The sequence below is a fragment of the Syntrophorhabdaceae bacterium genome, assembly GCA_028698615.1.
Taxonomy (GTDB): Bacteria; Desulfobacterota; Syntrophorhabdia; order Syntrophorhabdales; family Syntrophorhabdaceae; genus Delta-02.
Map to the genome: position 1 here is coordinate 72,857 of JAQVWF010000003.1, position 26,792 is coordinate 99,648.

Annotated in this window: 26 protein-coding genes; 19 read left to right on the top strand and 7 right to left on the bottom strand. The window is 55.6% G+C overall.

Features of this window, described 5'->3' with window-relative positions; all coding sequences use genetic code 11:
• The first annotated feature begins 68 nt into the window (after positions 1-68).
• The 3 genes from ileS to PHC90_02215 are packed head-to-tail and all read left to right on the top strand — an operon-like array spanning position 69 to position 3,548.
• Positions 69-2,825 carry an isoleucine--tRNA ligase gene (gene ileS, locus PHC90_02205; GenBank protein MDD3845155.1) on the top strand — a complete coding sequence of 919 codons (2,757 nt, stop codon included), beginning with the start codon at positions 69-71 and terminating at the stop codon, positions 2,823-2,825.
• The gene (gene lspA, locus PHC90_02210; protein MDD3845156.1) at positions 2,798-3,274 is read left to right on the top strand and encodes a signal peptidase II; all 477 of its coding nucleotides are present in this window, start codon (positions 2,798-2,800) and stop codon (positions 3,272-3,274) included. Before ileS ends, lspA begins: the two co-directional genes overlap by 28 nt.
• A gap of 43 nt (positions 3,275-3,317) precedes the next feature.
• Positions 3,318-3,548 carry a hypothetical protein gene (locus PHC90_02215; GenBank protein ID MDD3845157.1) on the top strand — a complete coding sequence of 77 codons (231 nt, stop codon included), beginning with the start codon at positions 3,318-3,320 and terminating at the stop codon, positions 3,546-3,548.
• A 15-nt stretch (positions 3,549-3,563) separates the two neighbouring features.
• On the opposite strand, the gene PHC90_02220 is transcribed toward PHC90_02215, so the two are convergent.
• Positions 3,564-4,742, bottom strand: a complete 1,179-nt coding sequence (locus tag PHC90_02220; protein ID MDD3845158.1) for a DUF748 domain-containing protein — start codon at positions 4,740-4,742, stop codon at positions 3,564-3,566.
• Positions 4,743-4,849: 107 nt separating this feature from the next.
• Here PHC90_02220 and PHC90_02225 point away from each other — a divergent pair, with 107 nt between their 5' ends.
• Entirely contained in the window at positions 4,850-5,164 is a 315-nt protein-coding gene (locus PHC90_02225) for an MTH1187 family thiamine-binding protein (GenBank protein MDD3845159.1), read from the top strand.
• A gap of 8 nt (positions 5,165-5,172) precedes the next feature.
• Here the strand turns inward: PHC90_02225 and PHC90_02230 are convergent, their stop codons facing one another.
• Positions 5,173-6,636 (bottom strand): M48 family metalloprotease, encoded by a 1,464-nt coding sequence (locus PHC90_02230; GenBank protein ID MDD3845160.1) that lies wholly within the window; start codon positions 6,634-6,636, stop codon positions 5,173-5,175.
• Between the two features lie 143 nt (positions 6,637-6,779).
• Here PHC90_02230 and PHC90_02235 point away from each other — a divergent pair, with 143 nt between their 5' ends.
• The 6 genes from PHC90_02235 to PHC90_02260 are packed head-to-tail and all read left to right on the top strand — an operon-like array spanning position 6,780 to position 11,335.
• Positions 6,780-7,397 carry a fumarylacetoacetate hydrolase family protein gene (locus tag PHC90_02235; protein MDD3845161.1) on the top strand — a complete coding sequence of 206 codons (618 nt, stop codon included), beginning with the start codon at positions 6,780-6,782 and terminating at the stop codon, positions 7,395-7,397.
• Positions 7,398-7,447: 50 nt separating this feature from the next.
• The gene (gene metG, locus PHC90_02240) at positions 7,448-7,777 is read left to right on the top strand and encodes a methionine--tRNA ligase subunit beta (GenBank protein MDD3845162.1); all 330 of its coding nucleotides are present in this window, start codon (positions 7,448-7,450) and stop codon (positions 7,775-7,777) included.
• Positions 7,778-7,783: 6 nt separating this feature from the next.
• Complete coding sequence (locus tag PHC90_02245) at positions 7,784-9,385, top strand: Na/Pi cotransporter family protein (protein ID MDD3845163.1); 1,602 nt, start codon at positions 7,784-7,786, stop codon at positions 9,383-9,385.
• 54 nt (positions 9,386-9,439) lie between these two features.
• On the top strand, positions 9,440-9,643 hold the full coding sequence (locus tag PHC90_02250) for a heavy-metal-associated domain-containing protein (GenBank protein MDD3845164.1): 204 nt from the start codon (positions 9,440-9,442) through the stop codon (positions 9,641-9,643).
• A gap of 38 nt (positions 9,644-9,681) precedes the next feature.
• Positions 9,682-10,749 (top strand): hypothetical protein, encoded by a 1,068-nt coding sequence (locus tag PHC90_02255; protein MDD3845165.1) that lies wholly within the window; start codon positions 9,682-9,684, stop codon positions 10,747-10,749.
• Positions 10,742-11,335, top strand: coding sequence for an RlmE family RNA methyltransferase (locus PHC90_02260; GenBank protein ID MDD3845166.1), 594 nt, complete (start codon positions 10,742-10,744; stop codon positions 11,333-11,335). Before PHC90_02255 ends, PHC90_02260 begins: the two co-directional genes overlap by 8 nt.
• A gap of 57 nt (positions 11,336-11,392) precedes the next feature.
• Here the strand turns inward: PHC90_02260 and PHC90_02265 are convergent, their stop codons facing one another.
• Both PHC90_02265 and PHC90_02270 read right to left on the bottom strand, forming a co-directional pair.
• Positions 11,393-13,579, bottom strand: coding sequence for an AMP-binding protein (locus tag PHC90_02265; GenBank protein ID MDD3845167.1), 2,187 nt, complete (start codon positions 13,577-13,579; stop codon positions 11,393-11,395).
• Positions 13,576-14,073, bottom strand: coding sequence for a MarR family transcriptional regulator (locus PHC90_02270; protein ID MDD3845168.1), 498 nt, complete (start codon positions 14,071-14,073; stop codon positions 13,576-13,578). Before PHC90_02270 ends, PHC90_02265 begins: the two co-directional genes overlap by 4 nt.
• 200 nt (positions 14,074-14,273) lie before the next feature.
• On the opposite strand from PHC90_02270, the gene PHC90_02275 reads away from it, so the two are divergent.
• From PHC90_02275 to PHC90_02290, 4 genes are all read left to right on the top strand, one after another.
• Positions 14,274-14,477, top strand: coding sequence for a hypothetical protein (locus tag PHC90_02275; GenBank protein ID MDD3845169.1), 204 nt, complete (start codon positions 14,274-14,276; stop codon positions 14,475-14,477).
• Between the two features lie 107 nt (positions 14,478-14,584).
• Entirely contained in the window at positions 14,585-16,333 is a 1,749-nt protein-coding gene (locus PHC90_02280) for a DUF362 domain-containing protein (GenBank protein MDD3845170.1), read from the top strand.
• Positions 16,334-16,549: 216 nt separating this feature from the next.
• Positions 16,550-17,218: a methylenetetrahydrofolate reductase C-terminal domain-containing protein gene (locus PHC90_02285; protein MDD3845171.1), complete on the top strand. Its 669-nt coding sequence runs from the start codon at positions 16,550-16,552 to the stop codon at positions 17,216-17,218.
• Positions 17,215-18,141 (top strand): methylenetetrahydrofolate reductase, encoded by a 927-nt coding sequence (locus PHC90_02290; protein ID MDD3845172.1) that lies wholly within the window; start codon positions 17,215-17,217, stop codon positions 18,139-18,141. The genes PHC90_02285 and PHC90_02290 overlap by 4 nt, the downstream gene beginning before the upstream one ends.
• Positions 18,142-18,150: 9 nt before the next feature.
• On the opposite strand, the gene rsmA is transcribed toward PHC90_02290, so the two are convergent.
• The 3 genes from rsmA to PHC90_02305 are packed head-to-tail and all read right to left on the bottom strand — an operon-like array spanning position 18,151 to position 21,356.
• Positions 18,151-18,936, bottom strand: a complete 786-nt coding sequence (gene rsmA / locus PHC90_02295; protein ID MDD3845173.1) for a 16S rRNA (adenine(1518)-N(6)/adenine(1519)-N(6))-dimethyltransferase RsmA — start codon at positions 18,934-18,936, stop codon at positions 18,151-18,153.
• 10 nt (positions 18,937-18,946) lie between these two features.
• Positions 18,947-19,942, bottom strand: coding sequence for a tRNA (adenosine(37)-N6)-threonylcarbamoyltransferase complex transferase subunit TsaD (gene tsaD / locus PHC90_02300; protein MDD3845174.1), 996 nt, complete (start codon positions 19,940-19,942; stop codon positions 18,947-18,949).
• A gap of 13 nt (positions 19,943-19,955) precedes the next feature.
• A complete protein-coding gene (locus PHC90_02305) occupies positions 19,956-21,356 on the bottom strand; it encodes a peptidylprolyl isomerase (protein ID MDD3845175.1) in 1,401 nt (466 codons plus the stop codon).
• Between the two features lie 102 nt (positions 21,357-21,458).
• On the opposite strand from PHC90_02305, the gene PHC90_02310 reads away from it, so the two are divergent.
• From PHC90_02310 to rodA, 5 genes are read left to right on the top strand one after another with little or no spacing between them, the layout of a single operon-like run.
• Positions 21,459-22,499, top strand: a complete 1,041-nt coding sequence (locus PHC90_02310) for a rod shape-determining protein (GenBank protein MDD3845176.1) — start codon at positions 21,459-21,461, stop codon at positions 22,497-22,499.
• A 12-nt stretch (positions 22,500-22,511) separates the two neighbouring features.
• Positions 22,512-23,312: a rod shape-determining protein MreC gene (mreC, locus tag PHC90_02315; GenBank protein ID MDD3845177.1), complete on the top strand. Its 801-nt coding sequence runs from the start codon at positions 22,512-22,514 to the stop codon at positions 23,310-23,312.
• Positions 23,309-23,803 (top strand): rod shape-determining protein MreD, encoded by a 495-nt coding sequence (gene mreD, locus PHC90_02320; protein MDD3845178.1) that lies wholly within the window; start codon positions 23,309-23,311, stop codon positions 23,801-23,803. Before mreC ends, mreD begins: the two co-directional genes overlap by 4 nt.
• Complete coding sequence (mrdA, locus tag PHC90_02325) at positions 23,800-25,605, top strand: penicillin-binding protein 2 (GenBank protein MDD3845179.1); 1,806 nt, start codon at positions 23,800-23,802, stop codon at positions 25,603-25,605. The genes mreD and mrdA overlap by 4 nt, the downstream gene beginning before the upstream one ends.
• Positions 25,592-26,698 (top strand): rod shape-determining protein RodA, encoded by a 1,107-nt coding sequence (gene rodA / locus PHC90_02330; GenBank protein ID MDD3845180.1) that lies wholly within the window; start codon positions 25,592-25,594, stop codon positions 26,696-26,698. The genes mrdA and rodA overlap by 14 nt, the downstream gene beginning before the upstream one ends.
• Positions 26,699-26,792 lie beyond the last annotated feature (94 nt).

Consider the following 26,792-nt stretch of genomic DNA (forward strand, 5'->3'; position numbering starts at 1 on the left):
CAAGAGAACGTCGCACGCTGACCGCTCCCAGCCGGATTACTTCCCATTTCTGCAAGGATTGTTCTGCCATGGATTATAAAGATACGTTGAACCTGCCCAAGACCCCTTTTCCCATGAGAGGGAACCTGCCCGTGAAGGAAAAGGACATGCTTGCCCGCTGGCAAGCGATCGACCTGTACCGGAAGCTGACCGAGGCCCGAAAGGACAGCCCCGTCTTCATCCTCCATGACGGGCCCCCCTATGCCAACGGCAATATCCACCTCGGAACCGCCCTCAATAAGATCCTTAAGGACATCATCATCAAGGCAAAGTTCATGACGGGCCACAGGGCGGACTATGTCCCCGGATGGGATTGCCACGGCCTGCCCATAGAACACCAGGTCGAGAAGAACGTCAAGCAGAAGAAGCTGGAGCTTTCCAAGTTGGAGACACGCAGGGAATGCAGGGCCTATGCGCGGCAGTTCATAGATATCCAGCGGGAGGAGTTCAAGCGCCTCGGCGGCATCGGCGATTGGGACCATCCCTATATCACCATGGACTTCGAGTACCAGGCGACAATCATCGAAGAGGCGGCGAAGTTCTTCCTTCGCGGCGAGGTCTATCGAAAGAAAAAACCCGTTTACTGGTGCCTTAACTGCGAGACGGCGCTCGCTGAGGCTGAGATCGAATATGAGACCAAGCGGTCCAGTTCCATCTACGTCAAGTTCCCCTATACCGGGGCGAAAGAGCCTGTATTCGCCGGCTTTCCCGACAAACCCGTCTACATGCTGATCTGGACGACGACGCCCTGGACGCTTCCCGCGAACCTGGCCATCGCCATCCATCCCGATTTCACCTACGTTTCCGTTGAGACAGACAAAGAAGTCTACATCGTCCTCAAAGACCTCCTCGAGGACGTCATGCAGCGAGCCGGGATAACCGGATACCGTATTATCGGTGAGATAGACCCTCAGACACTCCGGGGACTTACATTCAAGCATCCTTTCATTGACCGGCAGTCGGTCATTGTATTTGCCGACTATGTCGCCGCCGATACGGGAACGGGCGCAGTGCATACCGCGCCTGGCCACGGTGAGGAGGACTACGAGACGGGACTCCAGTACGGTCTCGAAATCTATTCCCCTGTCAACGAAAAGGGCGTCTTCATGGACGAAGTGGAGTTCTTCAAGGACATGAACGTCTGGGACGCCAACCCGAAGGTCATAGAGAAGCTTAAGGAGTTGGGACTTCTTCTCCACACGGAAGAGATCGAACACTCCTATCCCCATTGCTGGCGCTGCAAAAAACCCGTCATATTCCGGGCAACGGAGCAATGGTTCGTCTCCATGGACAGCCAGGGTTTGAGACAGAAAGGCCTGGACGAGATCGACAGAACACGGTGGATCCCCTCGTGGGGGCGTGACCGGATCTATAACATGCTTTCCGTCCGTCCCGACTGGTGCATCTCCCGTCAGCGGACCTGGGGCATCCCGATCACCATCTTCTACTGTGAGAAATGCCGGGAACCCTTCTGGAGCGAGGGGTCCTTCTCCCGTGTTGTCGAGGCCGTGAGGCAGTCCGGTGCGGACGTCTGGTTCGAAAAGGACGCCGCCCATTTCCTGCCCGAGGGGACAAAGTGCAGCCACTGCGGCAATACAGCTTTTTCCAAGGAACAGGACATCCTCGATGTATGGTTCGATTCCGGCGTGAGCTGGGCAGCCGTCTGCAAGAAAAGGCCGGAGCTGAATTACCCCGCCGACCTCTATCTGGAGGGGAGCGACCAGCACAGAGGCTGGTTCCACAGTTCGCTCCTGACCTCCGTGGGCAACGAAGGCCATGCGCCCTACAAGGCGGTCTTGACCCATGGTTTCGTGGTTGACGGCTCGGGCAGAAAGATGTCCAAGTCCCTCGGCAATGTCATAGCCCCCAACGAGGTCATTGATAAGTTCGGTGCCGAGATATTGCGGCTGTGGGTCATCTACGAGGATTACCGCGACGATATCAAGATATCGAAGGACATCATCAATCGCCTCGTGGAGACATACCGCCGGGTCCGCAACACCCTGCGCTTCCTTCATGCGAACATAAACGAGGACTTTGAACCGGGCCGCGATGCCGTCCCCTACGAAAACCTCTCCCTCCTCGATAAATGGCTCTTGTCCCGGCTCATGAGGCTCATAGACCGCGTAGGGGATTCCTACAACAATTACACACTGCACTCGATCTACCACGCGATCCACAACTTCTGCGCCGTCGACCTCAGCGCCCTGTATCTCGACATCGTCAAGGACAGGATCTACGTTGAGCACAGGGACGCCCAAAAACGCAGGGCCTCCCAGACCGTCATCCTGGAGACCCTCATCGCCCTCGTCAGGCTCATAGCACCCGTCCTTTCCTCAACGGCGGATGAAATGTGGTCCTACCTGAAGGGATATGTTGCGGAGGAAAGCGTTTTCCTGGCGCAGTTCCCCACGGCGGACAAGGCCCTTATCAACGGGGCCATCGAGGAACAATGGGAAAGGATCTGGAAGGTTCGTGAACTCGCGAACAAAAAGATCGAGGAGAAACGCAGCGCCAAGGAGATCGGCCATTCCCTCGATACGAAGGTCATCATCGACGCCCCCGATGAGGACTACGACGCTCTCACGGGGCTTGGCGATGAGCTGAAGGACGTTTTCATCGTCTCTCAGATCGAGGTACGCAAGGCCGCCGCCCTTGATGTGACCGTCCTCAAGGCCGAAGGCGACAAGTGCGAGCGCTGCTGGCAGTACGATACAGCCATCCTCAGGGACGGGAAATTCCCGAACGTGTGCAAACGATGCTCCGATACGCTTTCTTTGCTCTAGTACCGGTCATCTTCGCCCTCGACAGGGTAACGAAAGCACTCGTCATTCAGAATATGCCGATGATGAGCGAGATGAAGGTGACATCCTTCTTCTCGATCGTTCACGTGAGGAACTTCGGCGGCGTCTTCGGCGTCTTGAACCAGAGCGGATATGCGAAGTACATCTTCACCATAGTGCCCGTCCTGGTCGCCGCCGCTTTGATCTACATCCTTATCAGGTACGCAATGAGGAGTGCGAAGACCCTGGCGCTGTGCCTCATTCTTTCGGGTGCCCTGGGCAACATATATGACCGCATCGTTTATGGCAGCGTCGTCGATTTCCTCGACTTCTATTACGGAAAATGCCACTGGCCAGCCTTCAATGTGGCTGATATAGCCGTTTCCACAGGTATCGGGCTCATTATCCTCTTCGAATTGACAGAAACAACAGGAAAGGGTCCCGCCCGTTGACGCCGCATTGCATCGCGGTTCCGGTGACGGGAGCGAGAACGGCATGGGCGACATCCTGGAAGAAGAAAGAAAACTGAGAAGGCTTCGTTTCGTCGTCGATTTTGCCCTCGAGTTCATCCGCACTCAGGACATCTCCCACGACCACGCCATGCACATCGTCGAGGGGGTGCGCAAGCAAGCCCTCAATCTCTTCCCCGCAAAAGAGGAGGCCTTCGACATCATCTACGCCCCCCGTTTCAAGAGAGCTCTGAACGAAAAGTACAAGAGAGACTAAAGACTGAAACCGTCTTTATTTCTTGAACATCTTCTTTATCCCTTCACCGATGTCCTGTATCCCTTCACCGATGTCCTGTATGCCTTCGCCCACCTTCCTGGTGCCTTCGGCGCCGACGCCGAAGACCGATCCTCCTATGTCCTTCACTGAAAAGCCCAGTTTTTCGGCGACCCCGAAGGCGAGCCCGTTCGTAAAATCCTCCGCGATATTGAACCTGGGGTTGCTGAGGTCGCCGGCAACGACAAAATCAACGGGTATCTGGTCACCGCTCTTCTTCAGAAAAGCCAGTACAAGCGTGATGGGCACCCCCATGAAGCGGTTGCCCAAACCGGGACGACTCTCGAATTCGAGGCCTTTGAGCACCGCCTTACCCGGTGCGTGAACTTTGCGCGAAACAATCTCGGCCCGCACATCGAGATCAAGGAGCCCCCTCGTGATATTCACGCTCCGACTCCCCCGGTAGTAGGGTTTGAAATGTGTGATGTCAAGCCCTCTCACCGCAGCCGTGCATTCCATATCCTTGCCTTGAAGCCTGATCTTGCCTTCGCTCTTCACGCTGGCGGTGCTCCTGCCTTCGGGAATGGCAGCCCTGAGGGTGTAGCGGGTGAGATCGTTCGTAAAAGGTACGGTGAGATCACGCATCTCCATATTGATATCCCGCACCCTGGTCATCACCGGAACACTCGGTGATTTACGGTCGAGGTAGTCGACAGACCCCTGCACGACAACGATCTTCTTGAGCACGATCGGAGGCTGTGCCGCCTCGGGCCGATGTGCCTCTCCTCCCTCTTTCTTCTCCTTCCCGGTTGCTTTCTCGCCGACGGGGAAGGCGGGGCTGACGAGATGGCCCTTGTTGTCGACTTCAACATACATATAGGGCTTTTCCACGACGACGCTCGAAATGATATACTTTTTCCTGAGAAGGCCCATGAAGCTGGCCCTGACCACGAGGCCTTCAACCTTTATGACCTCTTTCCCGGCCCTGTTCCTCATCACGATGTCCTGCGCGCGAACACTGCCCCATTTCAGCTCAATGCGCCCTATCGAAAAATCCTTTCCCAGGGTTCTCTCGATACGGCTTTTGGCAATGACATTGGCATATTTCACGAGAAAGACCGCCGCGATCAGAACAAGACAGACAACCACTCCGGATGAGATGAGAAATATTGTCAGTCCCTTTCTCTTCGCTGCCATTTTTCTATCCTTTCCAGAATGTTCTATACTAGTATACAAAACGGGGAGCCGGAAGGAAAGGGATGAGGATCATCACAGCTTCCCGCGTCTGAAATAGGAGGCCTTTCATGTCCGTTCTATTCGAATTTGCAATGTTTCCCACAGACAAGGGCACCAGCGTCAGTGCCTACGTTTCACGCCTGCTCAAGATCATCGACGAGAGCACCACCGCCTACCGCCTCACCCCCATGGGCACCGTCGTGGAGGTGGACACCATGGACGAGGCCCTGTCCATCATCAGGAAGTGCTGCGAGCAACTCGAACCGGACTGCGGCCGCATCTATTCCACCGTCAAGTTCGATATCCGCAAGGGCGCCTCCGGCAGGCTCGAAGGTAAGATAGCCTCGGTGGAAGAGAAGGTGGGGAAGAAACTGAAAACCTGAAACCGTCCTTATTTCTTTGGAGCAAACTGCATCTGGATGGACCTGGCGCGCGACCTTGCAACGGTGCCCGCCTCATTGTTGGGGGCGACCTGGAGCTGCATCGAATATTGGCCGTATGCCGATTGGTAGTCACCTACCGCTTCGTAGCACTGCCCAAGGATGGCATGGATCCTCGGATGCCTCGGCACCGCCTCCGAGAAGGGTTTCAGGTAACCGATCGCATACTTGTAAGAACGCGTCTTGTAGTAGTTCATTCCCATGAAATAATTCGATGCCGGGTCCTGCGGGAAAAGCCGCAGGCTCCTCTGGAGGTACTGCACGCTTTCCGAATGCCTGTTGGCGGCATACCTGATAACGCCTATTCCCCGAAGCGCGGGCTGATAGTTGCCGTCGATGCTCAGGGCCTTTGAAAAATAGCGTTCCGCCTCAGGAAGGTTGTTCTGTTTCACGAGAATGCTGCCATAGAGCGCATAGAACGGGGCCTGTCGGGGATCCTGGGCGATAGCCTGACTGATGTAGGACATGGCCTCCCGGGTATTGTTCTTCTCCAGGGAGCGGACAGCCTTGTCATAATATTTCGCATACACCGTGTTGACGCGGCGAATGTTCGCAACGGCCCCCTGGAAGCGCTGCCGTGCCGTGCCATCCCCCAGGACGACCGTTCGGGGCGTCTGGTTGATAATGCCCTGTATCTCCTCGAGACGGATGGATGTTCGGGGGTGGGAGGAAAGAAGGTCGCTGAAGAAGTTGCTTTCCTGCCTGCTCTGACCGATGGAGAGAGCGTACTGGTCGGAGACCTTCTCCAGGTTCCTGTGAGCGGTGAGGGCGGCCCTGGGGTCATAGCCCAGCCTGGTCATGTACGACACGCCAAGCCTGTCCGCCTCGAGTTCATCGTTCCTGCTGAACTTGAGAAGGATAAGTCCGGCACCCGCCGATCCCAGCGCGAGCGCCGCATCGGAATACTCCGAACCCGCCATCGCAATGCCGGCGCCGGCGAGAAGGAACTGACCGAGCATACCGTATGTCATCTGTCTTGCTGAATGGCGCGCTGAAACATGGCCCATCTCGTGTCCCATGACATAGGCGAATTCCGCCTCGTTGTCGAGCGCCGTGAGAAGGCCCCGTGTCATCACGACATGTCCCGGTATGGCCCAGGCATTGGGCACCGAGGAATTCTGAACGGCAAAGTCGACAGGGAGGTTGGGCCTGTGCGACACCCGGTGGATATTCACCACGACGCTCGTCAGGTAAGATTTCAGCGCCGCGTCCCTGTATTCGCCTCCCCCGCCCTCTCCGCTCCACAGGGCATTGGGATAAAGCTCTTTGCCGAGTTGTATCTCCTGCTCCTCGGAAACGAACATCAGTTCCTGCTCGCCCGTTACGGGATTGATGGCGCAGCCGGCGGCGGCAAGGACAAGGACCGCCAGAAGAAGTATGTAAAAAAGAGACCTGCGGTATGATGCCTTCGTCATGATGATGCCCCTTTCTCGGTAATATACCTTAATTTTGATCTTCCCGGCATACCTTTGTCAAGGAGAGGAAATAGCTTGACAGTGCAACACGGGGAAAGCGTAAAATAGAACAACATGAACACATACCGCAAGGCCCTATGAGTATGGGCATCGAACCCTCAAAGGTCGTGGCCGTCGGGCTCAATTACAGGGACCACGCCAGGGAACTGAAGATGGAGATTCCCGATTATCCGCTCATCTTCCTGAAGCCGTCCACATCGGTCATCGGTGACGGGGACACCATTCTGTACCCAACCCAGTCTCAGGAACTCCATTACGAAGGAGAACTCGGCATCGTCATGGCTGCACAGGCAAGGAACGTCACCGTCGGCGAGGCACGCAGTTTCATTGCCGGATTCACCTGTGCCAACGACGTCACCGCCAGGGACCTGCAGCGAATGGACGGTCAATGGACAAGGGCGAAATCCTTCGATACCTTCTGTCCCCTCGGGCCGCGGATCGTCGGGGACGTGGACCCGGCTGCCCTCGGGATCATGACGCGCGTAAACGGCGAGATCAGGCAGCAGTCGACAACGGCCAACATGATCTTCAATGTCTATGACCTGGTTTCCTTCATCTCGGGGATAATGACCCTTCTCCCCGGAGATGTGATAATCACGGGAACGCCTCCCGGTGTCGGCCCTCTTTTCCCCGGTGACACCGTTGAAGTGGAGATCGAAGGCATAGGCATCCTGAAGAACACGGTCATGGCCATGCCGTGAATAATTCTGATCACCGGGCATGCCGGGATCGGTAAACCTAAGGAGTCACCATGGACAACATTGTATTTGACGATTTCATCAAGATCGATCTCAGAGTGGCCGAGATCAAGGCCTGTGAAGATATCGAGGGGGCGGACAAGCTCTACAAACTGACCATCGACATGGGTGAAGAGCGTCTCATTGCCGCCGGGATCAAACAACACTATACGAAGGAAGAGCTCATCGGGAAAAAGATAGCCGTTGTGGCCAATCTCGAGCCCCGCAAGCTCAGGGGCATCATGTCCCACGGGATGCTGCTCGCCGCTTCCAATGAGGATAAGTCTTCCATCGTTCTCCTGACACTGGACAAGGACATACCAAACGGCAGTAAGATATCCTGACAGGGGATGATCCAGTACATCTTTACTTTCCTGGCTGGCGTCGCCCTTTTCCTCCTGGGCATGCTCAAACTGAGCGAGCAGATGCAGCGGGTGTTCAGTTCCCGGATTCGGGAGTATATCCGTTTTTCTGTCAGGAAACCTTTTTACGGGCTCGTCATGGGGCTCGTCACCACCATTCTCTTTCAGAGCAGCTCGGCGACGACGCTTCTCACAATGGGGCTCGTAAGCGCGGGGCTCGTAAGTTTCTATCATTCTCTGGGTATCTTGCTCGGCGCCGACATCGGGACGACAGTCACCATACAGCTCGTCGTCTGGAAAGTCACGGACATATCGCCCCTTTTCCTCTTCGGTGGGATCATCCTTTATTTTGCCGGCAAAGACCGTGTCAGAACCATCGGTGAGGCCCTTCTCTATTTCGGCACCATATTCTACGGACTGAGCCTCATCGGCGACGCTGCGGCACCACTCAAGGAAAGCCCCGCCTTCACCCGGTATTTCCTCTCGACGATGTACCCCTTGACGGGTCTTCTTATAGGTCTCGTCTTTACGGGGATCGTTCAGGCATCGGCAATCCCCATCAGCATGCTTGTCATACTGGGCATGCAGGGACTCATATCCATAGACAACGCCATCCCGATAGTCATCGGCGCGAACATCGGCACCACGGCGACGGTTCTCATCGGCAGCGTGGCAAGCGATGTCAACGGCAGGCGGACGGCACTCGCACATTTCGTTTTCAAGTGTGTCGGCGGCCTCGTGTGCATGGTGTTCCTGTCCCCATTCATTGCGCTGCTGAAAACGGCTGCGTCGACCATCGCCCAGCAGGTGGCTTTGGGCCATGTCCTTTTCAATTTTATCATCGCGGCCCTCTTTATCTTTTTCCTCACCCCCTTTTCAAAGGCCATCCGCAGGATCCTCCCCGGAGAGCACGGCATCATCCCCATGTGGCCGGAGTACCTCGACACAAAACATCTTGGTAATCCGGACAAGGCCCTTGTCTGCGTCAGAGATGAATTGAAGCGACAGATCGCGCTGGCGCAGAGGATGCTTCGGGAATCGCTGGAACTCTTTGTGGCCTACCGGAGGAACCAGCAGCAGAACCTCATGTACATGGAGCTTGTCATGGACAACCTGCAGGCCGAGATAACAAAATATTTGTGGGGCATATCCTCCCGCGCTCTTTCTCAGCCGCTGACAAAAAAGCTCTTTGCCTTCTCATCCTTTGCCTACGATATTGAGCGCATGGGAGACCGTTCCGTCAATCTCGGCGAACTGGCGGAACAGAAGTCCAAGCGAAGAGCCCACTTCACCCCGGCCGCAAATGAGGAGCTTCGCGACATAGGGATGCTCGTCCTCGAAAACCTGGCCGATACCGCCAGGCTCGTCGAGAAGAAAGACATTCAGCTGATACGCGTCATAGTCGAACGGGAGCGTAGAATAGATGTGAAGATAAAGAAGGCCATCGCCAACCACCTCGACCGGTTCTACCAAAAGCTCTGCATAGCCGAGGCCGGACCCATATACGTGGACGTCCTCGTCAACCTGGAACACATATCGGACCACTGCCGCGTCATCGCCCAGCTCACGAATGAATTGGAAGAAGAATAGAAGATAATAATCCTTTCCGGTTGTGGTATAATCAGAAAAAATAAGGAGGGCATCATGGCTGAAGCGAAATTAACGATAGACGGCATGAGCTGCCAGCATTGCGTTATGGCGGTCAAGAAGGCCCTCGGTGCCGTCGCCGGGGTTGACTCGAGCGATGTGCAGATTGGAAGCGCCGTGGTCAAATACGATGAAGCCAGGGCGAGTCAGAAGGATCTCGAAGCGGCCGTCGAGAAGGCGGGCTTCTCCGTGAAACGCTGAAGGAAAAGAACACCCCGAGGGAATGAACATACCCCGTTATGGATGAGCTGATCAAGGCGATCGACAGCGCCCAGGACCTTGAAAAAAGAGTGGAGTATTACTTCACCCTCACGGGTGACGAGAGGGTTTCCCTGCTCAAGGGCCTGGCAGGCGGGAAGAGCCCGGAGACCGGCGTTTTTCTCAACGCCATCTACCCTCAGGAGACCGGCAAAGAGGTCCGCAAACTGATCCGCAAGGCAATATTCCGTCTGAGATCCTCAGGCGTAAAGGTGGAGGAACCCGTCGCACAGGGCACACCGGTCCTCAGAAAGGTCGAGGAGGTGCGCTTCAACAGGGGCTTCCTGACAAACTTCGACCATACCCTATCCCGGATCGTCATGGCCGCCTACGAGATCAAGAAGAACACCTTCGTTTTTCTCAATGGTGATATCCATTTCAGCGAAGGTCTCCGCGAGCTCATGAGCTCGCCCGTGGACAAAAAATCTCTCGAGGAGATCATAGCGGCTTACAGGAACAATGCGAAAGAGCCGGCCTTCCTCATGGAGATATCTCCCGCCTATGCCGCATTTATCGTGGAGGAAGGATCGAGGCTGTCGGGGCGCTTCACCGACGCGATGGGATCGCTCAGGTCCTTTGTCGCTCATTTGAAGGATACCGTTCACAGACCCGACGACATCTATTCCCTCCCCGTGGCAGATGACGTCGCTGCCCTGTCGCTGGAGGATATTCTCACCCACGAAATGTTCGTGCCTTTCTCCCTGTCCTGGGGAAGTATCGAAGAAGACCGCGCAACCTATCTTTCAACGGGAGGGTCCACGATCGTTCTGCCGCAGCGCATGACCGAAGACAGGCAGGACAAGTTCCTCAGAGACCTCATCGGACACCACGAAATCACATCGCAGATACCCTTTCTCAAGCGCATGCTTGAGGACTACGCCTATTTCTTTCATGTCATGGGCGATCATGCCCGCTACCGGGGAACGATCTCGATCCTTCAGGACGGGGCGGCCCTTGACGACGTCCTTTTCTTTTTCCTGAGGAAAAGCCTCCATACCCCCCAGGAGAAACCGGCCGAAGGGAGCATCATCCTCAATCCCTATGGCTAGGTTCATCCTTAAAGACCCATTCTACAAGAAGGCGAAGCAGGAAGGCTTTCGGGCAAGAAGCGCCTACAAGCTCAAGGAGATCGAGAACAAGTTCCATCTCATCAAGAAGGGGGATACCGTCCTCGACCTGGGCTGTTCGCCGGGAAGTTTTCTCCAGGTCCTGGCCGAGATGGTCGGCGAAAAGGGAACCGTCATCGGCATCGACATCCTGCCCACACCGCCCCTCCCCCGGAAGAACGTCACCGCCGTCGAGGCGGACATACGCGAAACGAACATACAGGACCTTCTTGCCAGGTCCTCCATGGGGGCCGTCGATACAGTCACCTGCGACATCGCTCCCAACCTGTCCGGCGTGCGTGAGGTGGACGACGCGCGCATAGAAGAACTTTTCGCCTCCGTCCTCAAGGCCGTCGACGAGGGACTAAAGCCCGGGGGCCATTTTGTTATCAAATCCTTCTCAACCAGTGTTCAGAAAGGCATCGCGGCGGCTCTCGAGAAACGCTTCCGCAAGGTATCACAGTTCAAGCCCGCCGCCTCACGAAGCGTAAGCTCGGAAGTGTTCTTCATATGCACCGGGAAGAAATGAAGGAATAACCAAAAAAACCACCCTGTCCTCCAGTTCGCTCGTTGGTCATTGTCTTCCTTATTTGGTTATTGAAATTTGGTCATTGGTTATTATCTTCTCTATTGTCACATAATCCGGCTTGCCTGTTCCGAGCTTCGGCAGTTCCTTCATGTAGATGATATCACGGGGGAAGGCCAGGTCTGAATGGCCTTTTTCGCGAAGGGCATCGCGGACGCTCTTAAGGTCTGCGTCCCTGGCGTTCGTCACGAGGACAAGCCGCTCTCCCTTGCGCTCGTCGGCGACGGCCATGACGGCAAGTTCCCCTCGCTCGCCGAATATGCCGGCAAGGGCCTCCTCTATGGCCGTAAGGGATATCATCTCGCCGCCTATTTTGGAGAAGCGCTTGAGCCTCCCCACAATCGTCACAAAACCGCTGTCGTCCACCTCCACGATGTCGCCCGTGTCGTACCAGCCGCCGTCCTCCACAAGGTACTTGTGGTTCGCGGCCTCGTTGTGGAGATACCCCATCATGACGTTCCTGCCCTTCACGAAGAGACGACCCGTATGCCCCTCTTTGGAATCTATTCCCTCGACGGGAACCACCTTGTATTCAAGACCGGGAAGCACCTTACCGACACTGCCATGCTTATTCTCGAGGGCGCTGTTCATGCAGACGATGGGCGCGCATTCCGTGGCGCCATAACCGGACATTACCCGTATGCCGAAGACCTTTGCGTAACGTTCGAAGACCGCCTCGCTCAACGCCTCGGCTCCGCAGAATACGTAGCGCATGCTGTAAAAATCGTAAGGGTGCGCCCTTCGGGAGTAGCCGTTGAGGAAGATGTTCGTTCCCACAAGGATGGTGCATCCTTCCTCGTAGGCGATCTCGGGGACGATGCGGTAATGGAGCGGGCTTACATACAGGAAGGAGCGTGCTCCCGCGAAAAGGGGCAGGAAGACCCCGATCGTGAGTCCGAAACTGTGGAATACGGGGAGAGCATTAAGGAAATAATCGTTGGCACCCACATCTATGCATGAGAGGGCCTGCCATATGTTGGCTATGATGTTCTCGTGGGACAGGCACACGCCTTTCGGCACGCCTTCCGATCCCGAGGTGAAAAGAATAGCGGCCGTTCGACCATGCTCTTCGCGCGACATCCGTGCAAGCCTGCCGGGAAAGAAGGCCCTCGTCAGCGCCCGAACTTTGTCGCCCGTACCGATCGTCTGCTTCAGGTCCTCGAGATAGACGATACGGGCGCCCTCGAAGAGGCCGGGATCGATCTTCACTCGTTCGAGGAATGTCCGGGACGTGACAATAGTCTTGCAGCCGGCAAGGTCCATCGCATGCCGCAAGGCTTTTGGACCGCTGGAATAGTTAAGAAGGACGGGAACCTTTCGGAACGCCAGAAGTCCATAGATGACGAGCGCCGTGGCCACAAGGTTGGGCAGAAGAACGCCTGTGTTCTCTCCCTCATGGAATGAAAGCTTCTCTCCCAGGATAAGCCCTCCCACAAGGGCCTTGCGATAGCTCACTTCGACCCCCGTCGCATCCTTGAAGAACGGTTTCGAACCCCTTTTTTTGCAGATGCGGATGAACTCACGGCCAAGCGTGGAAGGCCGGTAGTGTGCCTGGTAGAACATCTCGCAGAGCATCCCATAGATCGCCCGCGCCGCCTCGCGTTTCCTGTCGTGCGGCTGGAAGCGGTCGAGGTCGATGGAAGGGCGCATCGCGCCTATGGTCAGGGTTATGGGGGCAAATATCTTCCTCCCCGGGCGTTTTTTTGCAAAGATGGTCTCGTAGGTGTTGCCGAGGTGCACGGGGAGGATATTCGCTCCTGTTTTGTATGCGACAAAACCGGCGCCTTCATAGATCTTCATGAGGTTGCCCGTCCTTGTGACGCGTCCTTCAGGAAAAACGAGGAGCGCCGCGCCACGGTTAACCTCGTCGATGATCCCCTTAAGGGAATAGGGATTAAGGGTGTCGATCTGCACCGTATAGCTGTTCTGCATAAAGGGCCGCAGCAGCAGTTCCCGTGCCCTTCCCCGGTTGACAAGGATCTTGAGGTCCACATCGATATAGGTCCAGAGGATGATGCCGTCGAGCAGGCTGGCATGGTTCGATATGACGATAAGCTTGTCGAAACCGCGGGGAAGGTTTTCGCGTCCTTCGACCTTGATCCTGTGGACAACGCTGAAATAAGTCTTGAATATGGCCCGCGCGCTCTTCTCGAAGACCGCCCTTAAGAAACTGCGTTCCCTGTTCATCTCTCTCCCCCGCCCCGGGGCATCAGCCTTTCTTTCGCGTTGCGCCGTACCTTCTCGAGTGTCCTGTTGAGCCGTCTCAGGTCCGCCTGGGATATGCCGGACATCAAGAGCCCTACCCCGTTGAGATAGCCCGGCTCCAGAAGGTTGACCGCTTTTTCGCCTTCCCCGGTCATCCTGATCATCTTCACGCGCCGGTCATTGGGGTGGGCGGAGCGCACCACAAGGCCCGTCCTCTCGAGCCTGTCAATGATCCCCGTCATATCGGCCTTGTTGACAACCAGGCGCCTGCCCAGCGCAGCCTGCGAAAGAGCCCTTCCGTCGGAATACTTGAGCTGGACAAGGACGTTGAACTGGGCGTCGGTAAGCTTGTGCCCCTGGAAATACCTGAAGGCCGCCCTGGCGATCATGGTCCCCGTATAGATGATATTCAACAGGCTTTCATGCTCCACGGTCTCGACAGGCCGATCGAGCCCCAGTTCGTCTGTAAGACCCATAAGGACCTCCCCATTATCGTTTAGATATGAACTGTTAGATTGTATACGGTGTTTGCCTCAGTTTGTCAAGAATTCAGAAAGAGAACAAACAACCCCCTCTGTCCTGAGGTTCGTTCTTTGGTCATTGGAATTTGGTCACTGGTAATTATCTCCTACTTAAGTCTTTCCCTCTCTATCCGATAAATTCCCAGGAGGACGCCATGATCGATTCTGTCTCTTCTATTATGAGTTACGTCATGAGCCGCAACGAAGCCGCCATGTCCCTCGCAAAAAGCCGTATCGAGGCCGAGGCCGCGGTCGCCCGGGTCATTCTTGAGGCCGCGAAGAACATCCAGCACATGACCCAGATCTCTTCGTCTTCCGGCTCGCCCTTTGTCGGGTCGAACATCGATATCTACGCCTGAACAGGCCGGACACATAACTTCTTTCTTACAACCGCAGAAACTGGTATAATTCCGTCAGTTCTGACGGGGCCGGGCGACAGCGTTTCGCGGGGCAGGAGGTCATCAGTATGGCAAGAGACGTATCTTTCAAGACGGGCAGGCGCACACCTACCCTTTTCAAGCTTCTTAAGGACCGCTACACGAAAGATGGCATCGATGGAGGTTATATCGCCTCCAAATGGGAGGAATGGGGTAAGAACTCCTCCATCGCCGTATTCCGTGCCGTCAAGAACAACAGGGTCGTGGGATGGATCTTCTACGACAAGAAGACCAGCACCGTCGAGGAAATACTCACCGAAAGCACATGGAAAGGCAAGGATCCCCGCCCTGCCATGCTCGATACCCTCATCTCACGCGAAAGCCTGGTAGCTGCCTCTCTTTTGAAGGCGGACCAGGAAAAATATGCTCTTCTTCTCGAATACGGCTTCAGGCCTACCCTTTTCCCCAGCCGCAACGGTTACGACCTCGTTAAGATGGAATTGAGCACATCGGTGCTCATGAAGAAAACGGGGACGGGAAAGCCCTTCCACACGTACCGAAAAAAGGAACGCGTCGCCATTGAAAAGGTGCCCCCCACCCAGACGTATGACGAGATCAAAAGGGGTGTTGCAGGTCTCATAGACAAGCTCGGTGGATTGCGAAAGTTCGTCAAACCCGGACAGAGCGTCGCCATCAAGCCGAACGTTGTGAGCGACCACGGCTACAAGGACGGGAAGGTCGTGGGCGGCATCGTCACCGATATCCGTGTCGTCAAGGCGCTTACCGAGATCGTCCTCGGCCTCGCATCACACGTCTACATTGCCGAAGGGTCTTCGATCAACCGCAGTGCGACGTCAAAGATGTTCAGCCATTACGGCTATGAAGAGATCGTGGCGCTTGATCCCGCGAAGGTCAGCCTCATCGACCTGAACACCGACAGGCTCCTGGAAAAGCAGGTCCCGGGGTGCAAAAGAATGTCATCCCGGAAGATCCCCGCAACGCTGGAGATGGTCGATGTCATCATCAGCGTCCCCGTGATGAAGATCCATTTCGCCGCCATTTCCTCCCTCGCCATAAAGAACCTCCAGGGGGCTGTACCCCCCATCGAGAAATACATGTCCCATTTCTTCGGCCTGTGGCAAAGCCTCGTAAATATCCATCATCTCGTCAAACCCAAACTGATCATCATAGACGGTCTGACCGGCCTCGAGGACTTCGGGCCCGTGTCGGGAACACCCAAGAAAATGGACGTTCTCGTAGGAGGCACAAATCCTGTTGCCGTCGATTCCGTCGCCATGCAGATCATGGGGCTTGAACCCAGGACGTCTCCCCCCGTGTTCCTTGCCTGGATGCAGGGACTGGGGCCTATCGAGAAGAACAAGATCAACATCGTCGGCGCCTCCGTGGAAGAAGTGGCGCGCCCTTTTTTCCAGCCCCCGATAGACGTCAGCGGCGGCGCCTTCCTCGAGATCCATTCCGACGAGGCGTGCCCCGGCTGCAAGGGATATCTTCATTTCGTTCTTTCCAAGCTCCGAAGACCGGACCCATCCGACCCCAGCCGGTCCATTATTGACAGGCCCTTCCCTAAAAAGGTCAACATCTGGCTTGGTCCAACCTCACCAGGGGTCAACCCTGACGAGGTAAATATCTTCCTCGGCGTCTGCCAGCAGCACAATGCGGGGTCCGGCACACATCTGCCCGGATGTCCTCCCCATGCCGAGGTGCTGACAAATGGTATCTTCGGCCTTTTCCCCGACATCGAACGCCCGAAATACGCCGACGAGACAGAGGAATCAAAACTGGGAAAGATGCTCGAGGATATACTCCAGAAGCTTTGAACGGAGCCTCGGTCAACTATGTTTGATTCTCCCCGCGAGATAGGGGAACAGGACGATATGATAACCGGCAATCGATCCCATGCCGGCAGCAACGATGTCTTGTGAAACGGTCACATGCTTTTTATAGACCACATATAGTCTATTAATAGCGTACCACTGGTTTTTTAACCTGTAACATGTAACATGAAACATGAAACAGTCATTCGAGGAGTCTTTATGATCGTTGCCGACCGCAAGCCTTTCGATGAGATCATTGGGATGGTCGCGCCCTGCGAGAGGATACTTCTTATCGGGTGCAACGAATGCGCCACTGTCTGTGCCGTGGGGGGCGCGAAAGAGGGAGCTCTCCTTGCGTCGCAGATCCGCATGAGAAGACACACAGAGGGACGACCCATCGAGGTCGATGAGAAAACCCTCGAGCGCCAGTGTGACCCGGAGTACGTGAACGCACTCGCCGGGACAATGGACGGGTACGACGCAATCCTGTCCATCGCCTGCGGTTGCGGTATCCAGCTTATCGCCGAAACCTACCCGGGCAAGAGGGTTCTGCCCGGTGTCAATACCCGCTTCATGGGCATTACCGAGGAACATGGAATATGGGCGGAGCGATGCCAGGGATGCGGAAACTGCGTTCTCGACAGGACATGCGGGATATGCCCCATCACGAGGTGCGCGAAGAGTATTCTGAATGGTCCCTGCGGTGGTTCGCAAGACGGCAAATGCGAGCTTCGCAACGACACACCCTGCGCCTGGCAGCTCATCATCGACAGGCTTGGGGCCCTCGGAGAGCTTGACAGGTACGGCGAGATCGAAAAGCCCCGGGATTGGTCCTCATCCCGTGACGGAGGACCCCGCAGGAGGGTGAGAGAGGACATGAGGATATGACAGCGCCGGACAACCTGGAGAAGGTCCTCAGCAGGGGACATTTTGCGGTCACGGCGGAATGCGGCCCGCCGAGAGGGGCCGACCCGGAAAGCATCCGCAGGAAAGGCGGATATCTCAAGGGGTCCGTCGACGCCGTGAACGTTACCGATAATCAGACGGCCGTTGTCCGCATGTCGAGCATGGCGGCGTGCCTCATTCTCAAGGAAGCCGGGTTAGAGCCAATACTGCAGATGACCGTCCGCGACCGCAACCGCATAGCCCTTCAAAGCGACATCCTCGGCGCCGCCGCGCTGGGAATCAGGAATATCCTGTGCCTCAGCGGCGACCACCAGTCATTCGGCGACCACCCCGGCGCAAAGAACGTCCATGACATAGACTCCGTTCAACTCGTGGACACGGTGCGCACCATGCGCGACGAAGGAAGGTTCCTCGGCGGCGATGAGATCAAGGGCAGGCCGGAGCTCTTCATCGGCTGCGTCGAAAATCCCTTCGCGGACCCTTTCGAGATAAGGGCGCTGAGGCTTGCAAAAAAGATCAAGGCGGGGGCGCGTTTCGTCCAGACGCAGTGCATTTTCAACGTCGAGAAATTTGCCCGATGGATGGCGATGGTCCGAGATCTCGGTCTTCACGAAAAGGCCTTTGTCCTTGCCGGGATCACCCCCATGAAGTCGCCGGGAATGGCACGATACATGAAGAATTCTGTTCCGGGGATGGATGTCCCCGATCACCTTGTGGAGCGCATGGCCTCCGTTCCGAAAGAGCGCCATCGGGAAGAAGGTATCGCGATCTGTCTTGAAACCATTGAGGAGGTCAAAGCCATCGAGGGCGTGGCGGGAATACACATCATGGCCATCGAATGGGAAGAGATCGTCCCCGATATCGTCAGGGGCGCAGGCCTCAAGACAAGACCGCAGGAGCCCTGAAACTTCTCCTCACTCCTCACCCTTCACTTCCTTCATCACTTCGAACATCCTGCGGAAGATCCCAGGTTCGAGGGTTTCGGCCCTGACAGAGCGGGGAAAGGTCATTTTTTCGTAGAGGGCTTCCACCTCAGCTCCGGTGCAGCGCTCCAGGAGGGCGTGGCGCATGAATTTCCGCTTGTGGCTGAAGGCACCGCGAATGAATGCGATAAGGGCGTCATCGACATCCCCTGCATCGTCACGGAAACGCATGGCGAAGTAGATGCTTTCCACCTTCGGCGGCGGGATGAAAACCTGCGGTTTGAGGCGCATGAGAACCCTGACATGGGCGACGAGTTGCAGGACCACCGACAAGGACCCATATGCCCTCGTCCCGGGATTCGCTGTTATCCGTTCACCTATTTCCTTCTGCACCGTAAGGAAGGCGCTCTCGATGGACCTTCTTTCATCGATGAGCTTAAAAACAATGGGCCCCGTGATCCCGTAAGGGATGTTGCCCATCACCTTGACGGTGTGCTCCCGGGCAAATTGGGCGATATCAACGGACAGTATATCGCCGGGGACGATCTCGATGTTGGAAGATGCCCGTGCAACCGTCTCCAGGTAGGGAATCATGTCACGGTCGAGCTCGATGGCGATGACCCGCGCGGCGCACGAGGCGATGGCCCGCGTCAGGTCACCCCGTCCGGCGCCTATCTCCACCACCGTGTCCCCGGGGACGATCCCGGCGAGGGCAACCATCTTCCGCAGGATGTTGCCATCCTTTATGAGATTTTGTGAAAACCGCTTTTTCAGCATGGCCGCCGGATCATCGCATCGCCATCCGCGAATATCCCTTGATATCGAGACGAGAGTACATCCCTGCCGCGGCATGGAAGGAGGCGAGCGATGCGATCATGGCCCCGTTGTCGGTGCAGAACTGAGGGGATGAGATCATGACGTCGAAGCCCTCCCGTCGTGAGCGTTCAGTGAACAAGTCGCGCAGCCTGCCGTTTGCTGCAACACCGCCGCCGACAACGATCCGTTTCACATTGTTGAGCCTCGCGGCCCTGAAGGTCTTGAAGACCAGAACATCGCAGATGGCCTCCTGAAATGAGGCCAGAACGTCATTTATCGTGGAGTCGTCGATCACATGCTTTTTGGCATAGGTGAGGAAGGCCGTCTTGAGACCGCTGAAACTGAAATCGCAATTACTGTCGTCCATCATGGGACGGGGGAAGGCAACGTAGTCTTTTGAGCCGCTTCGCGCCATCTCCTCGATGACCCTCCCGCCGGGGTAGCCGATGCCGAGGAATTTTGCGATCTTGTCGAAGGCCTCCCCGGCGGCGTCGTCCCGCGCGGAACCCAGTACCTTGAAGCGGCAGGGGGCCTCCATGAGGAGGATGATGGTGTGTCCCCCCGAGACAACAAGGGCGACGAAGGGGAATTCCACCTCACGCTCGAGGAAGATGCTCATGGCGTGGGCTTCGATGTGGTTCACCCCGATAAGGGGTCTTCCCAGAGCAAGGCACAGCCCTTTGGCGAAACAGAGGCCGACGAGAACGCTTCCGATGAGACCGGGCCCGGCGGTGACGGCTACGAGGTCTATGTCCCCTGACACGGCACCCCCCTGAGAGAGGACGTCCTGGTATATGGAGTCTATGAGTTCTACGTGTTTTCGGGACGCTATCTCGGGAACGACCCCGCCGAAGTGCTTGTGCAGGTCAGCCTGGCTGGAGACGATGTGGGACCGGATCCTCCTGCCGTCTTCCAGGAGTGCCACCGATGTGTCGTCGCAGGAGGTATCAATGCCGAGGATCACCATGGGCAGGACTTCTTTACAGTTCCTTCGGGTTTTTGAGTATCTTGATCTTCCCGTCTTTGAGCATGGCCTGTTTCGACTCCTCGATAAAGGACCTCAGGAGCTGCTCCTTATGTCTCGCCGCGTAATACCGGCTGAAGCCTTCCTTGTTCTTCTCCCATTCCTGCCGGTCCGGGGCCTGTTCGCCCATAAAGGAGAATATATAGTAATCGCCGTTTATCTCGACCGGCCTTTTATAGACAGGGTTCTCCTTTGTAAGTCCGAGGAGGTCCATATCACCCTTCGGGACCACTCCGAGCCTGGGGATCGATGAGGCCGTTCTCGACACAAAACCCGCAGGGGTCTTCCCCGTCGACCCGGCCTTGAGTGCGTCTTCAGCCGCCAGGCGAGCCATCTCCTTTGCCTTCTGGCCGACTATCCTGCTCCTTAAGCTGGCCAGCGCCTCGCTTTTCTCCATGGGCTTGCCGTCCTGCCGCTCCACGACCTGAAAGATGTATGACTTCCCGTCATCGCGCACGGGAAGGGAGATATCGCCACGCCTGAGATCCTTGAGCCATGCCTCGATCTTGAGGGCCTTGTATGTCTTGAAAAGTTCGCTCTGGCGCACATTACCCGTATCGGATACGGTGAGGCCCTTTTGCCGCCCGTAGGCATCGATATCCTTCATCTTGAGAAGGTCCATGTAGGCCTGGTCGTCCCTGAGACCGCTCGCACCGTCAAGAATGACAAACTTCAGGCGGTAGGTGTTCTCCCCGCGAAACCGTTCCTTTTCTTTTTCGTATATGTCGTTCAATTCCTTATCGCTTACCGAGACCTTCCCTTTGTAAGAATCGGGATCGAAGCGCGAATAGGCGAGACCCACCTTGCCCTTCTCCCGAACGTACCCGGACCAGATGTCGGCGTCGGAGACCGGCGCACCCGTGTCCTTGATGACACTGACGACCTTGCGCAAAAGGAGCATGGTCTTTTCGGACTTCTCGAACTGTTCCGGTTCGAGCTTGTTCTGTTTCAGCACCGCGACATAACGCTCCTGGTCGAACTTCCCTTCCGTCTGAAAGGCCTCGACGCCGCCGAGGAGATCGGCGAATTCCTGGTCGCTCACGGAGATTCCCAGCTTTTTGGCCTCGCCGAGAAGGATATACCTGTTGATCATGTCGCCGAGGACCTTCTCCTTGAGATCCGCGAGGAGCATGTCGTCCATCTTGTCCCGATAAAGCTTCCGGAACATCTCGGCCTCTTTGTTGTAAGTCTCCCGGTACTCCAGCTCCGTAATATTAAAACTGCCGACCTCGGCGATCACGGTCTCCTTCTCCCGGATGGATCCCGCCCCGAAATAGAAAATGAAAACAATGATGATCACGCCGAATATGATCTTGATCAAGTAGCTTTTTGCATATTTTCTCATGAACTTGAGCATTGGTTTTATTACCTCTAAAGATTATTGATTTTGAAACTTTAAAATAGTATATTAAGGCTGTTTTTTCAATAACTTTTAAATTCGCGGTTAAGGGGAGAGTAGATGTTCGAATCGCTCTTTGGATTTATATCAAAAGATCTGGCGATAGACCTGGGCACCGCAAACACCCTTGTCTATGTGAAAAGCAGGGGGATCGTTTCCAATGAACCTTCGGTCGTGGCCGTCCACAAGGATTCGCGGGGGACGAAGAAGGTCATCGCCGTCGGCGAAGAGGCAAAGAAGATGCTCGGCAAGACCCCGGGCAACATTGTCGCAATCCGGCCCCTGAAAGACGGCGTCATCGCTGATTTCGAGATCACCGAGGCAATGCTCAAATACTTCATTCAGAAGATACACAACAAGAAGTCCTACGCCAGGCCCCGCATCGTCATTTCCGTGCCGTCGGGGATCACGCCCGTTGAAAAAAGGGCCGTGAAGGAGTCCGCCGAATCGGCGGGAGCACGTGAAGTGTACCTCATTGAGGAGCCCATGGCGGCCGCGATAGGCGTTGGTCTCCCCATTACGGAGCCGAGCGGCAATATGATCGTCGACATCGGCGGAGGCACGACGGAAGTGGCCGTCATCAGTCTCGCCGGCATCGTCTACTGCAATTCGGTGCGCGTCGCTGGCGACAAGATCGACGAGGCCATTATCCAGTACGTCAAGCGCAAGTACAACCTCCTCATCGGCGAGAGGACCGCCGAAATGATCAAGATCAACATCGGGTCAGCATACCCCAGTTCCGAAGAAGAAGAGATGACCATGGAGATCAAGGGAAGGGACCTCGTCGGCGGCATTCCGAAAACGCTCGAGATCTCGTCCAAGGAGATACGGGAGGCCATCAATGAACCGGTGAACGCCATCGTTGAGGCCGTCAGAATAGCCCTGGAAAGGACACCGCCCGAGCTTGCATCGGACATCGTCGACAAGGGAATCGTCATAAGCGGTGGGGGAGCGCTGCTGAAAAACCTCGACGTCCTCATCAAAGAGGTCACCCGTCTTCCTGTCATCATTGCCGAAAACCCTTTGACGGCTGTCGTGGAAGGGGCCGGAAAAGCACTCGATGAGGTAAGTCTCCTGAAAGAGATAGCAACATATTTTTAAGATAGTGGCGATTTGAGAAATTCGATAGCTATAATCATAGCCATTCTCGTTCTTGTCGTATCATTCCTTTCTTTTACCAACGCGCCCTTTGTGGCAAGGTTCTATTCTACGCTGAAAAGTGGCGTGAGCAGTATTTTCGGGCCGGTGCTCAACGTTGCGAGCAAACCTGTCAGTGCGCTCGGAGGGGTCTTTGATTCCTATGTCAACCTCGTCGGGGTTAAAAAAGAGAATGAGAAACTCTATGAAAAATACGAAAAGCTCTACGTGCAGAACCAGAAGCTTGTCGAAACGGAGCGCGAGAATGAGCGACTCAGGAAGCTTCTCGGATTTATACAGAAAAAACCGAATACAATGATCGCGGCCGGTGTCATCGGGGAAGATCTGAAGAACTGGTTCCGTTGCATAATCATCGACAAGGGCCGTAAACAGAACGTTCGGGAGAAAATGCCCGTGGTGACGCCGAAGGGGATAGTGGGACAGGTTGTCGAGGTGGACCTCTGGCACGCGAAGGTCATGGTTCTCAATGACACGAACTCCTCCATAGACGTCAACGTCGAGGGCAAGAACACCCGGGGGCTCCTCGAGGGCACGGGCCAGAACACTGTAAAACTGAAATATGTCATAAAGAATGACGATATCGAAATAGGCGACAAGCTTGTAACCTCCGGTAAGGACGGCATTTACCCCAAAGGAATACCGGCGGGGATCGTCATCACCGCCAACAAGAACAAGGCCGGGATCTTTGCTGATATCGACGTCATGCCCTACAACAACTTTCGACAGCTTGACGAAGTCCTGCTTATTAAGAAATGAAGACTTTTGTATATATCATCATTGGCATACTGCTTCTCGTTCTCGAGACGGTGATCTCTCCTTATATCTCTCTCGACGTCCTGAGACCGGAACTGGGAATGCCCATCGTACTGTATATCACATTCTTCCTCGGGCCGCGGTCGGGGCTTGTCGCGGCAATCGTCATCGGCCTTGTCGAAGAGAGCCTTTCCGGGGCGCCCAATGGCTCGCTCCTTTTCGTCAGCGTCTTCATTTACCTCATCGCCGTGGCAATGCGCAGGAAATTCTTTGTCGAATCCAAATACAGCTTCGCCTACCTGTCAAGCGCGTCCGTCCTTATGCAGTCCTTTCTTTTCCTGGCCCTTTCATTCTTTGCCCGCGGTGAGACGCGCGGCGCTCTCAACATACTCTTTTACACGGTGCCCAATGCCATTGTCACCGGATTCGTGTCCATCCTGCTCTTCTCCTTCATCGAGTACCTCAACGACAGCTTCCCGGAGAGGAACCAATGAAGGAAGAAAATCTCTCCAGCAAGTATAAATGGTGCACCCTTGTTCTCGTCATAACCATGACGGTCCTCCTTATCAGGCTCTGGGACCTCCAGATAATGCGCGGGTCGGAGATGCGGAGACTATCGGAGCAGAACCGCATCAGGGTCAAGAAGATAATCGCTCCCCGCGGCATCATATACGACAGGACGGGCAAGGTGCTCGCCGACACGCGTCCCTCCTTCAACATCTATCTTACCCCCGAGGACATCAGGGATTTCAGCCAGACTGTGGACGGGCTAGCCGAGCTTCTTGCCTGCAACCGCGAAGATATCATCGAAAAGATGAAGGACGCAAATGGAATGCCGCCCTCCTTTCCCATCAAGATCAGGTCCGACATACCCATGGATGAGGTTGCCCGCGTTGAGGCGCACCGCGTCTACATACCGGGCATTTCCATACAGATCGAGCCGAAGCGTAATTACCCCTACGGGGCATCCTTCGCGCATGTCATCGGCTACGTATCGGAGGTAAGCAGCGAAGAAGTGAAGGACAGGGGGAAATACAGAGACTATTTCCCGGGCGATTATATCGGGAAATATGGCCTCGAAAGGTCGTACGAGAACGACCTCAGGGGCGTGGACGGCGAAAAGCGGGTTGAAGTGGACGCCATTGGACGCGAGGTCAGGACCCTCGACGTCATCGATCCCGTTCCCGGTCACAGTCTTCACCTGAATATAGACCTCGAACTCCAGCTCAGCGCCGACAAGGCGCTGCAGACCAGAAAGGGTGCCGCGGTGGCCCTGAACCCGAAAACGGGCGGCGTCCTCGTCATGGCCAGCCGGCCCGGTTTCGATCCAAACCTCTTCGCTTCGGGGATATCCAAAAAAGACTGGCAGCAGATTGCGCTCAACAAGGCGCACCCTCTTCAAAACAGGGCCATCCAGGCCGGGTACCCGCCGGGATCGACCTTCAAGATACTCACCGCCCTCCAGGCCCTGGAACTCGGGATCATCAACGAGCGCACCACCTTTACCTGCACGGGCGGTTTCGCCTATGGCAACCGCGTCTTCAAGTGCTGGAAGAAGGGGGGGCACGGCACGGTGTCCATCCATCGCGCCATCGTGGAATCCTGCGACGTCTATTTCTATAACGTGGGCCTCAAGCTGGGCGTTGACCGCATCCATGACTTCGGTACCGTTGTCGGTCTCGGGCGGGTCACGGGGGTTGACCTCCCCAACGAACAAAAAGGCCTCCTGCCATCAACGGAATGGAAGAAAAAACGCTATAACCAGCCCTGGTATGAAGGCGAGACCGTCTCCGTCGCCATCGGGCAGGGGGCAGTCTGGCTGACCCCGATCCAGCTTGCCCAGCTGTCGTCTTTCGTTGCCAACGACGGTAAAAATTTCAAACCCCAGGTTGTCAACCGTGTCGTGTCGACGGAGGGCAAGGTGGTCAAGACCTTCGAACCCGTGGTAAACGCCGACGTGAAATTCAAGCGGGGAGTAATAAAACTCGTCAAGGACGGCATGCAGGGTGTTGTCAACGAACCAGGCGGCACCGCCGGGGCCTCTCGCGTGGAAAATGTGCTCATGAGCGGCAAGACGGGCACTGCCCAGGCGGGTTCCGACAGGGTAAAACTTGGCGACCACGCCTGGTTCATTGCATATGCGCCCGCGGAGGATGCATCCATCGCCATGGCGATCCTCGTGGAGCACGGGCTCCACGGTTCATCCGCGGCCGCTCCAATAGCAAAGGGCATCACGGAGACGCTCTTCAAAGTCAAAACCGTCATAAAGGAAGCAAAGATAAATGAGAATCGATAAACGGAGATACTACCATCTCGACTGGTACCTCATCATAAATGGTCTTATAATATTCGGAATCGGCATCCTGAACCTCGTGAGCGCCACGAGCTCCTTTTCCAGCGGATCCTACAATTTTATCATCAAGCAGCTCATAGCATTCGCCGCGGGGCTTGTGCTCATCGTCATTATCATGTACTACGACTACCGCATCATAGCCAGCCATTCCCGATGGATCTACCTGGGAGGTATCTTCCTTGTCGTCCTTGTCCTTGTCATCGGGCTCGCCGCGGGCGGCGCCAAGCGATGGATAAGCCTCTTCGGTTTCAGTATCCAGCCGTCAGAGTTGATGAAGCCCATTCTCGTCGTCTTCCTTGCGAACATGCTCTATGACAAAAAGAGGCAGAACATCCCGCTGAGCCTGAAGGACATCGGCAAACCTCTCCTGTGGACCCTCATACCCTTCGTCCTTATCGTGAAGCAGCCAGACCTTGGAACGGGCATCGTCATCATCCTCGTCTGTTTCGCCATCCTCTGGTATGTGGGTCTCAAGAAATCCACCTATGCCGTCATTTTCGGCGTAGGGGCCATCTCGCCGTTCTTTGCCTGGAACTATCTCATGAAGCCCTATCAGAAGATGCGCGTCCTGAGTTTCATCAACATCGATGCGGACCCGGCCGGTTTCGGATATCACGCGAAACAGGCCATCATTGCCGTGGGGTCGGGGAAATTCCTGGGCAAAGGTTTCATGAACGGTACGCAGCACAAGCTCCAGTTCATACCTGAACATCATACGGACTTCATTTTTACGGTCTTCAGTGAAGAGTGGGGCTTCATCGGCTCCGTCATCCTATTCGCCCTTTTCATATCATTCATCAACCGGTGCCTGAAGATAGCCATGAACGCCCATGATGAACTGGGCTCGATCGTAGCCTTCGGCATTGCCTCCATTATCTGGGTTCAGTTCACCATCAACGTCCTGATGGCCATACACCTCGCCCCCGTTGTGGGCATACCCCTGCCCTTTATCAGCTACGGCGGCTCTTCCCTGATCTCAATGATGATATCCGTAGGCCTGCTTCTCAACATCAGTACACGAAGATATATGTTTTAGAGGCGGTTTCAGGTTTCAGCCGAAAGAATGGAAAACAACTGCTGAAGAAACAGGCCCAACAGGCCATACAAATCCTGCGGAGCCTGTTTCTTTT